We start from the raw sequence: 12878 nt of genomic DNA, 5'->3' as shown, positions 1-12878 counted from the left end.
ATAGAAAAAGACCTTTCAAGTAAATGAAAGGTCTTTTGTTATGCAGTATGATTCTCTTTCTTATCTTTCAAAAAGAAAAGTACGGCAAGGATTACAAGAATAATAGCTGCAATATCATACGTTATTTTAAATGTAGTATTAAAGTTTAAGTACTCTACGAAAGGAGTTTTCACTGCTCCTGCATATATACAAACGGGAATGAGAAGTAAATCGTAAAATTTCTTTTCTTTCATATATCTTATTAGGAAGAAGATACACATAATAGCAAAAAATATGATGCTTAAAATAGTCATTTATACCTCCAGATAAATTTACTTATTTTAATTGCAGTTATATCTTTTATATAAATTCTGTATTTTTTCAAGCGCTATGCACGCGATTGTGTTTCCTTTCTTTCTTAGCCGTAAGCAGCTGAGGAGTGAAAATCCCAACCAATATAAAAATAATACCAATCCACTGCATGAATGTTACGACTTCATGTACAAGTGTAATAGAAGCGATAATAGCAGTTGGTAATTCAGCTGCACCTAATATTGTACCGAGTCCTGTTCCAACCTTTGGTACACCGATTGAAAAACAAATGACAGGTACAACAACGCCGAATAATCCGAGGAAGAAAGCATATTTCCATAGACCGGCTTGGAGGGCACCATCTGTTAAAAAGGTTGGTGGGAAGAATAGACATACGATAAGAGTCGCACTTGTTGTCATGAGAAAGCTTTTCGTATAAGGGGGAACATCTGTAGCAACGCGTCCGCTTGCAAAAACATAGAATGAAAAAGAGACTGCAGCTAATAGTCCAAAGATAATCCCTTTCGTAGAAAAACTTTGTCCGAGGCCTTCAAATACACCACCTGCAAACAATGTACCAGCAAATAAAATAAGGATAGATATGATCTTATCGCGGCTTGGAAAGGTTCGATTTGCAATCGCTTCGATAATGACACCAATCCAAGTGAACTGAAAGAGTAGGACGACAGCGATAGATGCGGGTAGTTCTTCTACAGAAATAGCGTAGAAAATCCCAGTCATACTCATTGTTGTTCCGACGGTTAGTAATGAAAAGAATTGTTTTTTTGTTACTTTATGACGTGAAAAGAAAAGAACGAGTAGAAATAGTCCAATCCATCCGAAGACATATTGTCCCCCTAATAGTTGATGTGCTGAAAATCCATTTATGAATCCGAGTTTGAAAATAGTTGAAAGTATGCCGTAGCTGCAAGCACCGAATAAAACGAGCAATGAATATTTAAACTTATCCATAAAAAATCCTCCTTTTAAGTAATAAAAAACGCCCGCTATCCAAATAAGGATAACGGGCGAACGAAACAGAGTAAGACACTCTACAAAATTCCGCCACTCACACATGAAGTATGAGTTTGGGGTATGTAATTATAGTGAATGTTACATTGCTTTTGGGAATACAATGGAGCATTTTACACCTTGAGCTGTGTTTTGTATCCCGTAAGGAAACTGATGTTTATCTAATATTTGTTTCACGATATATAATCCAAGACCACTACCTTGTACTAAACCGTGTTTATCAGGGTTTGCGCGATAGAAAGGCTCAAATAAATGAGCAAGTTTATCTTCATCAATTTGTGAACCTGTATTCAATACTTCTAATGCGTAACCGTTTGGTTTTTCATAAAGCTTTATATATACGTGCTGATGGTCAATTGTATAATGAATTGCATTTGAAATAATGTTAAAAATAGCAGTTTGAATAAATTTAGGATCAGCTAAAATTTGTACGTCGTGTTTAATATTAGATTGTACATTTAATTGTTTTACAGATACAAAGTAATCTACTTTCTTTATAACATCCTCAATAATATTAGATAAAGAAATGACTTCTAAATTCGGTTTAAATTGAGGGTTTTGTATTTTGGATAATTCCAACATTTTTTCCGTTAATATGTTAATGTCTTGCATCATCTCGTAGGAACGTTTCAAATACTTATCTCTATCTTTATAAGCTCCAATTCCGTGAATCATGCCATCTAGTTGTCCCATAACGGCTGCGATGGGTGTTTTTAATTCATGGGATACCATAGACATAAATTCTTTACGAGATTGTTCTAATTGTTGTTCCTTCTTGAGCTCATTTCTTAAATCTTGATTGCTTTCATGTAAATTCTTCACAATATTTGGTACTTGTGAAGCGGCTACTGACAAATTAAAATCTGTTTGATCTGTATTTTTGTTAAGTAGCTTTTTATCTGAGAAATCAAGATTCATAATATCTTTTAAAGCATCGCTCATATATTGAAAAGGTTTAGCAATTAGTTTTGCGTACATTAAAGATCCGAGTAGAGATAATGCAAGCATTGTCGCGCCAACCTGTGGAGCTAACTGCTGCAACGCATCTGCTAACTTTGGATTATCATTTGTATCATTTGTTTTACTTGCTGCATTTTGTGTATGTAAGGCATCATTATTAGCGGCTTTCTTTTCTGCTTCTGTAAGCTGATTAGAAGTGCTATTTTTCCCCGAAAGGTTTTGTGTATGTTCTTTTGCTTTTGCAGTTTGGCTAGGCTGCAAAAGGTGATTGATAGCTGCAGAAAGAGATTTATAATCTACAATAGAAGATTGGAAATTAGAAATGTTCCCTTCTGACACAGCTTTATTTTGATTCGTTTTACTTTGATCGTTTTGCTTATCTGAATCCGCCTGTTCTGTAGTCGGCGTTCCATTTTCTTTCGCAAAACGTTCTTTATCGTAGTTTGAAGCTAGAAAGTAAATAATTTGATAAAGACAAAGTGATAAAAGAATACAAAATAATAAGGTTTTGATGAAAATATTTTTGGTGATGTTGTCTTTACTACGATTCGATTTTGTAGCCAATACCTTTCACCGTTTTAATATAAGTAATTCCTAATTTTTTTCTTAAGTTTTTAATATGTGTATCTATAACTCTTACATCACCATAATGTTCATAGCCCCATACCTTATTCAACAAATCACTTCTTGATAATACTTTTCCTCGATTTTGCAGTAAAGTATAAATAATTTCAAATTCTTTTGTTGTCAATTCAATTTGATTACCATGAACATAAGCTGCATATGCTGTAGAGTTTAACATCAATTCATGGAATTGTAGTATAGTTGCAGCTTCTGCTTCCTTCGTTGCTGCCCTTCTTAATACAGCCTCTACACGCTTAATAAATACAGTGTAATGGAACGGTTTCGTAATATAGTCATCAATACCTAACTCAAATCCTTTAATTTCACTTTCTTCATTATGTAAGCCTGTTAACATAATGATTGGTACATCAGATTGTCCTCGCATAATTTTACAAATACTATAGCCATCTATATCTGGTAACATTACATCGAGGAGGACAAGATCATATGAATTTTTTTGGAAAAGAAGAATACCTTCTGTTCCAGCACCAACTACATCAACGGTAAAGTTTTGTGCCATTAGAAATTCACGAATAAGTTCTTGTATATCTGGGTTGTCTTCAATCACCAGTATATGCGTCATAGTAACACCTCCTAAATAACGCTTTTTACTGCAATATTCGAATTCATCATTTTTCGAGTGACTCAGATTGTTTATACATATAATAAGCCCCCGCTATAAAATAATCATGAAGGTAGCAAGGGGAATAGTTTAGTGTTACTGAATAGTTCAGAATTACAGTAGTTCTATTATAGTATGTATTATAAAATTTATAAAACATTATAACTGTATAATTTTAATATCTACGTTTATCAATGTTTAGATATTAGCTAATCAAATCTATTCCTATTATATATGTAAATACAGTTGTTTTGCTACTGTAAATGAATAAATAAAATAAGCCAAGACATAAAATTCTTGGCTACACATAAATCTTGTTTTTAGGCTATTTGACAGTGACAGTAGCTTGCTGCTGAACGCGCTCAAATAACCAGTGTATATCATTATTATACATACGAATACAACCAAGTGTTGTCCATTTGCCGATTGCTTGATTATTGTTAGTTCCGTGAATCGCATAAGTTGTTCCGTAAGTTCCTGCCATATTTAATCCAAGCCAACGGTCACCAAGTGGATTACGTGGATCCCCGCCTTTAATTTTGCCTGTATAATAAGGGCGGTTTTTAATTTTATTTACGATTTGAAAAGTGCCTTTAGGTGTAGGCGTTGCAGCTTTTCCAGTAGCGACAGTAAAACTTTTTATAAATTTTCCATCCTGATAATAATCCATTTTATTTAACTGAGTGTCTACAATTAATTGATCTTTCGTTGTAGCGGCCTCTGCGCTAGCGAATGGAAGAGTTAAAAATCCTAATGATAATAGTGCGCTTAATAATAATTTTTTCATTGTTATTCTCCTTTTACTATCGTAATAGTCTTACATACAATGAAGTTGTAATCCTCGTAATGCTTTATTTACATTTTCATCTAATGTTTCAAAGAATGTAGTGATTTTGCTGTTGTGTTTGTTGTTTTTATCAATAAGTAATCTTTCGTTCAATAAAAGCTCACCACGTAGTCCAAAACTTTGAACTTGAATATTTAGCTCATCTTCATTTTCAGAAATAATTGGTAAGAAATAGTGAAAAGCTTTCGTTGGAATGATGTAGCTTTTGCCAATCATGCTTTCTTGGTTTGAGTTAGTCCATTTTTTCGTGACAATTTTAATATTCTTTTTTGAAACGATAAAAGATAGTGTTGTAGATTTTGTTAAACTTACGTCAAATTCACTTGTTTCACATATGTGTAAATTAAAAACGGTTTCATTTTGATGAGATTCAACATTTGTATTAATAAAATCGTGCATTTTATATGCTTCCATTTCGTATTCACCCTTTTTTCAATTTCGAAAAACGACTTATATTTATTCAAATTAATGCTTAGTCATATATTAGTTAAATTTTTCAACAAATTCCGATATAATCTTACAATACGTATATGAAGCTAATATGAAGTTAGCATGAGTTTGTGGTGGTTTTTTATTGAGAACAAAATAAGAAAGGTTTTTCAGTGTTAAAAAATGGATAAAATTTGCATGTTATTAATGCGTCTTTTTGTTATTTCGACTTGAAAAATGCTTTTAGCTACTTAATAAAGAACGGAAATCATTAGTGTGACCCTTACAAAAATGTAATAAAAATGTAAGCTATTGTGATAGTTATTTCGACAATTTTTTTATACAATAATAGTAAGAAGTTGTACGTGATTGAAAGGAGAGATGACATGGAATGGATTCATGAATTATTTCAGCAATACGGGTACTATGTTGTACTTGTAGGTTTGCTGTTAGAATATATTGCACTTCCGTTTCCGGGAGAGCCAACGTTAGCATATGCGGGATTTTTAGCACATAAGGGTGATTTAAGTTTACCGATTTTAATTATGCTATCCTTTATTGGGACAAGTGTAGGAATGACGATTCAATACTTTTTAGGAAATAAATTAGGTATGCCTTTCATTCAAAAGTATGGGAAATACGTATTTTTAACACAAAGAAAAATTGACTTAACGAGAATGTGGTTTGATAAGTATGGGTACTTCTTAATTTTTATTGGTTTCTTTATTCCTGGTGTACGTCATTTCACAGGATACTTTGCAGGAATTATTAATTTACCATTCCGTCGTTTTGCCATTACAATTTATTCAGGTGCTCTATTTTGGGTATCATTCTTCTTAATCGGTGGTTACTGGTTAGGTGGAAATTTACATGATATCTTTGGAGTGCTAGAAGGTCATATCGGTAAAATCATTTTTGGAGTTATTGTGATTGTAGCGGTTACGTTAGGTATTCGTTTCCGTAAGCAGCTAAAACGAGTATTACTACAAAACGCAAGCTAATATGAAATCCATTCTATGTCAGAATTTAGGAAGGCAGTGCAAAAGCACTGCCTTTTTTATTTTATTGTTAAGACTATGTTTAATGCACATTTTACATTCTTTATAGGAATTTGATACAGGATAAGAAATAAGTATCTTGTCAATTATTATAGTCGTAATGACAATTATAATTGACAAAAATAAGGATATTATTTACAATTTTAATTAAATAAATGAAAAAGAGGGAAGACATGAAGCTTCAAAATCGAGTGAGGGAATTGCGAGCAAAGCATCGTTTATCACAAGGGGATTTAGGAAAAGTAATTGGATCATCACGGCAAACGATTAGTTTAATTGAACGTGGGGATTATGCACCATCTATTGTATTGTCTTTAAAAATCGCGCAAATTTTCAATGTACCAGTGGAGGAAATATTTACGTTAGTAGAGGGGGAAGAGGACGATGAAGAGTAAGCGAAAAAAACAATTTGATTCTGTGGGGAAAATAGCAGTAAGTATGATGGGTGGCTTTTTAACGTCTTATATAGCTTTAAATTTACTCTCGGATGAACCGAGAAAATTATCATCTAATACATTTATAGGTATATGTACTATTTTTGGAATCTTAATGATGTACTATACTTGGAAGAATACACGTATGTTAGCAGAGGCACGCGATGAAGAAGAGAGCGTACAAGGCAGAAAATTAGGCATTATAAGTATATATTTACGTGTAGGTGATATAGTTACGCAGGCATGGTTTGTATATGCAGTTATTACATGTAGACGTGCACTGTTGCAGGATACAAATGTTTCATTTGCGGTGTGGAATTTAGTAGCTTCTATTGTTTGTTTAACTACTGTAGTAACTATCGGACTCATAACAAAAAATCGTTATAATAAGCTATATCCTGAACAAGGTGTAACGTATATGGAATCTATGAAAATGTGGACGAAAAATGCAGATGAAGGATTAAAGCACATTGTGCATGAGGCTGGATATAAAGCGTATGAATTTACGAATACAATATTGGCATATGTATGGTGGGCTGCCGTTATATATACAGCTGCTAGTGATATCGATTTTGTATTAATTGGCTTAATCTCATTTATTTGGATATTGCATCTCGGGAAGTTCATGTACGAAATGCAGAGAAAAATGATTTATTAAGGGGAGAAAAAGGTGGATATTTTAAGAAGGCCAGCTGGCTCAATGACAGTGGCGCTAATTCTGTCCATTTTATACGGAGTAATCCGAACTGGGAAATTAGAAGTAATTTTGAACCTATGGGCAATAGTTGGAATTTCATTGTTAGTGTTAGCCATTCATGAGCTAGGACATGTAGTATTTGGTGTAATAGGTGGTTTAACATTTAAATTTATGACAGTAGGACCCATTACTATTCAAAAAGAAAAGGGAAAATTACGCATTCGAGAAAATAAATTATGGGTGTACTTTGGAGGTGTTGCAACATTAGTACCACCTTCTATAGAGACACCGAATCTTTCGAAAAAGTGGGCGTGGCTCACTTTAGGTGGACCGATTACGAGTTTACTATTTGGTATTACTTCCGGTTACATATACATGGTGAGTTATTATCAATATCTTTTATATTTTTCCTTTTTCCATTTTGCAATCTTTGCGGTTACAATTGTGCCAATAAAAGGAATGCTTATGAGTGATGGGATGCAATTTCTTATTTTAATTAAAGATGATGAAAGAGCTAGAAATCACTTATATGAGATTCAAATATCGAGTGAGTTATTTAGTTATAAAAGACCGAAAGATTGGGATGAAAGATTAGTAGAATTGAGTGAGGAGAAAATAAAAGAGAATAAAGGGATAAGAGAGATAATGAGTAGACTTATGCTCGTCTTTTTTGCTCGTGCAGATCAAGAGGGAATGGAAAGAGCGATACCGTATATAGAACGAATTGTTCAACTACCTGTAACGAAAGAAAATAAGTTTTTCGTTAGTAGTTTTCATAGTTGGTATCTTTTATATAAAGCCCTTTATCAGATGGATAGTCTTTCTTTGCAAGAAGCACAGGAACATGCAAAGGCTATTACAAAAATGGACCTAAGTGGATATTACCGTACACAAGGAATTATTAAATATGTAGAGGGCAATATGGAAGCGTCCCGTACTTATATGAAGAAAGCCGATCAAGAATTAAAGAGCGCCGAGAAGAGTGAGATGGGATATTTACAATTAGAAAGAGAATGGTTTAAGCAGCTGAAAGAGAGGGTATCTTACGATGGGTGAGGTATCCTCTTTTTTATATGTCATCTTATGCCGTTCCATAAACAGCCTAGGGCGAGTAAAATGAGATAAGAAGAGCAAAGCTTGGAGGAAGTAAATATGGAAATCTTATCAATTATTTTGATAGTCTTGCTCATTTATGTTGTTTTTAAAGTGGCATATGTAGCATTAAAGATACTCGCGATCCTATTAATTATCTTTTTAATCGTAGAGTTCGGCAGTAAGTTGCTTGGGGGATAGGGTATGTTGTGCGTTTTGAGTGTCGAAGGATGTCGGTAAATCGATATCTTGTGTCGAAGCGTTGATATAATGAAAAAATCGTTGATATAAGTGGAGAAACAATCGATATATTTGAAAAATCGTTGATATATTTTAGTGAATACGAAGTGGGGTATATGGAAAAGAAGTTGCCGTGAGGGTAACTTCTTTTTATCGTGATGCGGGGATATGCAAACCAACATAAAAAAGCTGGAAGAGTATCTTCCAGCTTAAGAGTTACTTTCGATTTGGCGACCGCTATCTTCTTCATTGTCTTGTAATAGGTTGAATACGTCTGCTAGGCAGAATGCAATGAACCAAGTCCATAGACCGTGGAAGAAAGCTGAGCTTAATTGAAGTGGTAATGTATAGTTTGTCATTGAGTAGGAAATACATCCACCAACGATTCCGATCATTGTTAATAACATTGTTTTTTGAGCATTTTCTTCTGGATTGAAGAGGAAGTAAATGTATCCACCTAAAATTGAAGCGCTTACAAGTGTTTCGATTCCATTAAAAATGATATTCTCTCCAAGCTGTGTGTTTGTCCAGAAGCAGATTGTTCCGCCGATAATAGCAAACAGGAAAGCTATTGTATATCGTATATATTGATTCATATGTTCATCTCCTTATGTAATAAGATGATTTGGAAGTCAAAAAGGTAGGTATAGTATATTGAAGTGAGTTTTAATTGTACGTATCTTTTTATAAAAAGATCATTGAAGAGTAACTAAGATGATCGGTTGTTTAAACCGTTACGTGTATGGTGTCTGAAATATACCCGACTGCTCGTTTCTTTTTGCTTGTAAAATAAGAGAAACTTCCAAGTCTATATACTCTTTTTTTGTGAGTCTGCTTTCATTATAACACATTTAGAGACATAATAATAGAATTATCTGATTTTGTAATAAGTGTAAAAAATAAAAAGCGCAAGGAAATACCATTAACGGTGCAGTTTAGTGGAAGAAGGATTTTAATTTATTCTGATGAAATATGTAATCAAGGTGGGATCTAAGAAGGAGGCTTAAATACTATAAAAAATTTTTTATAGCATGAATGTAAGGGAGGAGAGCTAACTTGGAGTTCACAACAGAAAGATTAATAATTAGACCTTTTAAGAGTACTGATTTACAGGATGTGTTTGCTATTTATAATAGTGATGATACATGTAAGTTCCTATTACATAATAAGTGGACTCATGAAGACATGCAGAAAAGATTTAATAAGAAGCTAGCAAATAATGTACTTACTAAAGAATCAATATTAAGTTTGGCAGTTATATACAAAACTAAAGTAGTTGGTGATTTATCCGTATGGTACACAAATATGAAAGACACTGTTGAGATTGGTTATAGTTTTTCAAATGAAGTAGCTGGGAGAGGTTTGGCGACAGAAGCAGTAAGTAGTTTGGTATTGAAATTATTTAATGAATTTAATGTACATCGTATACAGGCTAATCTTGATGCACGTAATACAGCTTCACAAAAATTGTGTGAACGAATAGGCATGAGAAAGGAAGCCCATTTCATACAAGATTTTTGGAATAAAGATGAATGGACAGATAGTATTGTATATGGGATGCTATCCTCCGATTTGTAGTAATAAACTTAGTGATTTTATTATGCTAAAAGGTACGTGAGTTGAATAACAAAGGGCATAACATATTATATATGACTAATATGTTATGCCCTTTAATTTATTAACCTTTTTTATATGCGTTTGAAACGGCCGACAATTTCAACTGTTTCAGTAATGTTCATAAATGCTTTGTTATCCACTTGACGGATAATACGTTTCATTTCGCCTAACTCATAGCGAGTCACGACAGTGTAAATCATTTTTTTCTTATGGTTTGTATAGCCGCCGACAGCGTCTACCATTGTCACCCCGCGTATGCCGTGATGTAGTAGTGCGCTTTTTATTTCCTCACCTTTTTCTGTAACTGTCATTATCGTTAATTTAATATGTTTCGTATGCACAGCATCGATAACTTTGCTGACTACAAACCGGCTAATTAACGTATAAAGTGTAATATCCCATCCGAAAATAAAACCTGCTGCAACAAGTAAGACTAAGTTGAATACAAAGATGATTGCTCCAATTGAAATATCTCGATGTTTCGCTACAATCAATCCAACAACATCAAAGCCACCTGTTGAAGAAGCAAATCGGAATATGATTCCGGAAGCTGCTCCGCAGATTACACCACCGAATACAGAAGATAGTAAAATATCGTCTGAAACCTGGTGTACAGGGATAATGTTCATCGCTAACGATGATACAGCTACAAAGTAAGCTGTTAAAAAGGTTGTCTTCTTGCCTAAGTAAAAGTGACTTAAAATAAGAAGAGGAATGTTTAGTAAAAAGATAAGTGCACCGATATTGTAGTGCATTAAATAACCGATAATCATCCCTACACCAGCGAATCCACCGCTAATCATGTTATGCGGGATAAAAAACATATTCATAGAAATTGCATACAAAATAGAAGCTATAAAAATAACAACCAACTGTATCATAAATTCTAAGTGAAATGTTTTAGCTGCTGGGAAGGATAAAAAGGCGGTGTCGGGAACGTAATCGGCGTCTCCTAGTTGACCCATAGTATGTTTCATCTCCATATTCATTTTTGATTACAAGAAGAGAATAAAGGTTTTTTCAAAAACTGGCAATAGTTTTATTATAATGCAAAAATTTTATAAATTTCTAATAAATCAAGCCTATTCATTGAGGTGCGTGAATATACTAAAGAAAGCGAATACAACGTTTCTTAATTATTATTTTCTTGAGAAAATATGCAAAATACTTTTTTTGAAAATAAAAGGAAATAGAGAATGTTTGCCTAATGTGCTAAAATGACCTTATTAAGGATGTGAAGCGATGGAATTTTTATTGCAGGATGCAATTCTATATATATCGTTTGTAACGACGGCACTTTGTTTATTAGAAGTTTTCTTCCTTGCTAATGTTTCTCGCTTTGTGCGTCAACAAGCATCAAGCGGTAGACAAAGAGCTTTTGCGCTAGTTGATACATGTGAAGATAGTGCGGGAAATGTACCGCTATTTTCTATTTTTTATAAATATGGAATGATTCGTTCTGTACGCAGACAAGAATCAAGTGAAGAGAATGACGAGGTCGGTCCGTATACACCAATGTTTCGCTAAATAATTACGAAACATTGGAGGAATGAACATGTTAAAATCATACCGAGCTGTGCTCGTTAGTTTATCATTATTATTTGTTTTTGTTTTATCTGGTTGCAGTAATGCAGCCCCAATTGATGCACATAGTACTGGGATTTGGGATCATTATTTTGTATATCCAATCTCGTTTATGATTCAATTTGTCGCTCATCATATACCTGGAGCTAGCTTTGGGATTGCCATCATTATTATGACGCTCGTTATTCGTTCAGCAATGATTCCATTAGCTGTTTCGCAATATCGCAGTCAAGCGAAAATGAAGAAAATGCAACCTGAACTGCACAAGCTAAAGAAAAAGTACGGTGATGTAAGCAAAGACCTTGAAAAACAAAAGCAGTATCAAAAAGAAATGTCAGAACTAATGAAATCAGGCGGTTGGAATCCACTTGCTGGTTGCTGGCCATTATTAATACAAATGCCCATTTTCTCTGCTTTGTATTATGCGATTAGCAGAACGGAAGAGATTCGCACATCTTCGTTTTTATGGGTGAACCTAGGACATGCAGATCCATATCATATATTACCGATTATTGCAGCGTTAACGACATTTATTCAGATGAAAGTTTTCCAATCGAATATTACATCTGGAGAACAAGTACAGATGCTAAAGATGCAGCAAATTATGATGCCGGCAATGATTCTATTTATGGGGTTTGCGGCGCCATCAGGACTTGTGTTGTACTGGATAACAGGTAACTTATTTACAATGACACAAACAATTGTATTAAGAAAAATAATGGAACGTGAAGAGTTACAATTACAAAAAGCATAGAGAAACACCGCTCATTACGAGCGGTGTTTTTTTGTTAAGTCGTTAAGGAAATGTTAAGAAACCGACATTACTATAGGCATTGTATACGAAAGTGTACATGCATTAGAAATATGAAGGAGGAAATTTCCTATGAAGAAGAAAACAGTTGGGTATTTAGCGATTGCAGGTGCGTTATCATTCGGAATCATTGGAGGAGTCGGCATTCCGGCATTCGCGGCAACGAATACTCCAGCAGTGGATCAGCCTGCAAAAACGGCGAAAAAGGATTTGGATGACGCTACAAAACAAAAATTAAAAACAATTATGGACGATACAAAGAAACAGTTAGAGGAACTAGGTGTAAAGCTTCCAGAGAAAGAGAAGCGTAAAGACATGTTTGCAGGATTAGATGAACAGGCGAAAGAAAAAGCGAAGTCCATTTTAGAGCAAGAGAAATCCGGAAAACTAACACGTGAACAAGCAAAAGAGGAATTAACAAAGCTAGGCGTGAAAATGCCGGAGAAAGGTAAGCGTGGAGACATGTTTGCTAACTTAGATGAACAGGCGAAGGAGAAAGCGAAGGCGATTTTAGAGCACAAGAAATCTGGACATTTAACG

Annotated in this window: 17 protein-coding genes; 9 read left to right on the top strand and 8 right to left on the bottom strand. The window is 34.1% G+C overall.

Features of this window, described 5'->3' with window-relative positions:
- Positions 1-38 precede the first annotated feature (38 nt).
- From DN400_RS04155 to DN400_RS04130, 6 genes are all read right to left on the bottom strand, one after another.
- On the bottom strand, positions 39-293 hold the full coding sequence (locus DN400_RS04155) for a hypothetical protein (RefSeq protein WP_000154123.1): 255 nt from the start codon (positions 291-293) through the stop codon (positions 39-41).
- Positions 294-360: 67 nt separating this feature from the next.
- A complete protein-coding gene (locus DN400_RS04150; protein ID WP_147801554.1) occupies positions 361-1263 on the bottom strand; it encodes an EamA family transporter in 903 nt (300 codons plus the stop codon).
- A 141-nt stretch (positions 1264-1404) separates the two neighbouring features.
- Entirely contained in the window at positions 1405-2847 is a 1443-nt protein-coding gene (locus tag DN400_RS04145) for a sensor histidine kinase (protein WP_147801553.1), read from the bottom strand.
- Positions 2825-3490: a response regulator transcription factor gene (locus tag DN400_RS04140; RefSeq protein WP_000148834.1), complete on the bottom strand. Its 666-nt coding sequence runs from the start codon at positions 3488-3490 to the stop codon at positions 2825-2827. The genes DN400_RS04145 and DN400_RS04140 overlap by 23 nt, the downstream gene beginning before the upstream one ends.
- Positions 3491-3854: 364 nt before the next feature.
- Entirely contained in the window at positions 3855-4316 is a 462-nt protein-coding gene (locus tag DN400_RS04135; protein WP_000735058.1) for a L,D-transpeptidase, read from the bottom strand.
- A 30-nt stretch (positions 4317-4346) separates the two neighbouring features.
- Positions 4347-4790, bottom strand: a complete 444-nt coding sequence (locus tag DN400_RS04130; RefSeq protein WP_000388762.1) for a DUF3978 family protein — start codon at positions 4788-4790, stop codon at positions 4347-4349.
- 401 nt (positions 4791-5191) lie between these two features.
- Here DN400_RS04130 and DN400_RS04125 point away from each other — a divergent pair, with 401 nt between their 5' ends.
- The 5 genes from DN400_RS04125 (at position 5192) to DN400_RS04105 (ending at position 8287) form a co-directional block, all read left to right on the top strand.
- Positions 5192-5806: a DedA family protein gene (locus tag DN400_RS04125; RefSeq protein ID WP_098312701.1), complete on the top strand. Its 615-nt coding sequence runs from the start codon at positions 5192-5194 to the stop codon at positions 5804-5806.
- A 230-nt stretch (positions 5807-6036) separates the two neighbouring features.
- Positions 6037-6258, top strand: coding sequence for a helix-turn-helix transcriptional regulator (locus DN400_RS04120; RefSeq protein ID WP_000776173.1), 222 nt, complete (start codon positions 6037-6039; stop codon positions 6256-6258).
- Positions 6248-6955 carry a DUF3169 family protein gene (locus DN400_RS04115; protein WP_000837721.1) on the top strand — a complete coding sequence of 236 codons (708 nt, stop codon included), beginning with the start codon at positions 6248-6250 and terminating at the stop codon, positions 6953-6955. Before DN400_RS04120 ends, DN400_RS04115 begins: the two co-directional genes overlap by 11 nt.
- Positions 6956-6997: 42 nt before the next feature.
- Complete coding sequence (locus DN400_RS04110) at positions 6998-8050, top strand: zinc metalloprotease (RefSeq protein ID WP_141560632.1); 1053 nt, start codon at positions 6998-7000, stop codon at positions 8048-8050.
- Positions 8051-8146: 96 nt separating this feature from the next.
- A complete protein-coding gene (locus DN400_RS04105; protein ID WP_000404758.1) occupies positions 8147-8287 on the top strand; it encodes a DUF3985 family protein in 141 nt (46 codons plus the stop codon).
- 248 nt (positions 8288-8535) lie between these two features.
- On the opposite strand, the gene DN400_RS04095 is transcribed toward DN400_RS04105, so the two are convergent.
- Positions 8536-8922 carry a DUF3938 domain-containing protein gene (locus tag DN400_RS04095; RefSeq protein WP_098312698.1) on the bottom strand — a complete coding sequence of 129 codons (387 nt, stop codon included), beginning with the start codon at positions 8920-8922 and terminating at the stop codon, positions 8536-8538.
- Positions 8923-9382: 460 nt separating this feature from the next.
- On the opposite strand from DN400_RS04095, the gene DN400_RS04090 reads away from it, so the two are divergent.
- Entirely contained in the window at positions 9383-9904 is a 522-nt protein-coding gene (locus DN400_RS04090) for a GNAT family N-acetyltransferase (protein WP_098312697.1), read from the top strand.
- Positions 9905-10014: 110 nt separating this feature from the next.
- Here DN400_RS04090 and DN400_RS04085 read toward each other — a convergent pair whose 3' ends face one another.
- Positions 10015-10908 (bottom strand): YitT family protein, encoded by an 894-nt coding sequence (locus DN400_RS04085; protein ID WP_000530043.1) that lies wholly within the window; start codon positions 10906-10908, stop codon positions 10015-10017.
- A gap of 277 nt (positions 10909-11185) precedes the next feature.
- On the opposite strand from DN400_RS04085, the gene DN400_RS04080 reads away from it, so the two are divergent.
- The 3 genes from DN400_RS04080 to DN400_RS29765 form a co-directional block, all read left to right on the top strand.
- Complete coding sequence (locus DN400_RS04080) at positions 11186-11470, top strand: hypothetical protein (RefSeq protein ID WP_000394930.1); 285 nt, start codon at positions 11186-11188, stop codon at positions 11468-11470.
- 28 nt (positions 11471-11498) lie between these two features.
- Positions 11499-12281, top strand: a complete 783-nt coding sequence (yidC, locus tag DN400_RS04075; protein ID WP_097912936.1) for a membrane protein insertase YidC — start codon at positions 11499-11501, stop codon at positions 12279-12281.
- 129 nt (positions 12282-12410) lie between these two features.
- On the top strand, positions 12411-12878 hold a 468-nt coding region (locus tag DN400_RS29765), incomplete at its 3' end, for a hypothetical protein (RefSeq protein WP_255477867.1).

The organism is Bacillus sp. AR8-1 (assembly GCF_008042345.1).
GTDB lineage: Bacteria > Bacillota > Bacilli > Bacillales > Bacillaceae_G > Bacillus_A > Bacillus_A cereus.
Note: the sequence above shows the minus strand (reverse complement) of the source record. Positions and strands in the feature narration are given on the sequence as shown.

What these genes read in the sequence shown, in the direction of transcription:
- DN400_RS04155 (WP_000154123.1), bottom strand. Translation starts at nt 293, where the DNA reads ATGACTATTTTAAGCATCATATTTTTTGCTATTATGTGTATCTTCTTC.
- DN400_RS04150 (WP_147801554.1), bottom strand. Translation starts at nt 1,263, where the DNA reads ATGGATAAGTTTAAATATTCATTGCTCGTTTTATTCGGTGCTTGCAGC.
- DN400_RS04140 (WP_000148834.1), bottom strand. Translation starts at nt 3,490, where the DNA reads ATGACGCATATACTGGTGATTGAAGACAACCCAGATATACAAGAACTT.
- DN400_RS04135 (WP_000735058.1), bottom strand. Translation starts at nt 4,316, where the DNA reads ATGAAAAAATTATTATTAAGCGCACTATTATCATTAGGATTTTTAACT.
- DN400_RS04130 (WP_000388762.1), bottom strand. Translation starts at nt 4,790, where the DNA reads ATGGAAGCATATAAAATGCACGATTTTATTAATACAAATGTTGAATCT.
- DN400_RS04125 (WP_098312701.1), top strand. Translation starts at nt 5,192, where the DNA reads ATGGAATGGATTCATGAATTATTTCAGCAATACGGGTACTATGTTGTA.
- DN400_RS04120 (WP_000776173.1), top strand. Translation starts at nt 6,037, where the DNA reads ATGAAGCTTCAAAATCGAGTGAGGGAATTGCGAGCAAAGCATCGTTTA.
- DN400_RS04115 (WP_000837721.1), top strand. Translation starts at nt 6,248, where the DNA reads ATGAAGAGTAAGCGAAAAAAACAATTTGATTCTGTGGGGAAAATAGCA.
- DN400_RS04110 (WP_141560632.1), top strand. Translation starts at nt 6,998, where the DNA reads ATGACAGTGGCGCTAATTCTGTCCATTTTATACGGAGTAATCCGAACT.
- DN400_RS04105 (WP_000404758.1), top strand. Translation starts at nt 8,147, where the DNA reads ATGGAAATCTTATCAATTATTTTGATAGTCTTGCTCATTTATGTTGTT.
- DN400_RS04095 (WP_098312698.1), bottom strand. Translation starts at nt 8,922, where the DNA reads ATGAATCAATATATACGATATACAATAGCTTTCCTGTTTGCTATTATC.
- DN400_RS04085 (WP_000530043.1), bottom strand. Translation starts at nt 10,908, where the DNA reads ATGGGTCAACTAGGAGACGCCGATTACGTTCCCGACACCGCCTTTTTA.
- DN400_RS04080 (WP_000394930.1), top strand. Translation starts at nt 11,186, where the DNA reads ATGGAATTTTTATTGCAGGATGCAATTCTATATATATCGTTTGTAACG.
- yidC (WP_097912936.1), top strand. Translation starts at nt 11,499, where the DNA reads ATGTTAAAATCATACCGAGCTGTGCTCGTTAGTTTATCATTATTATTT.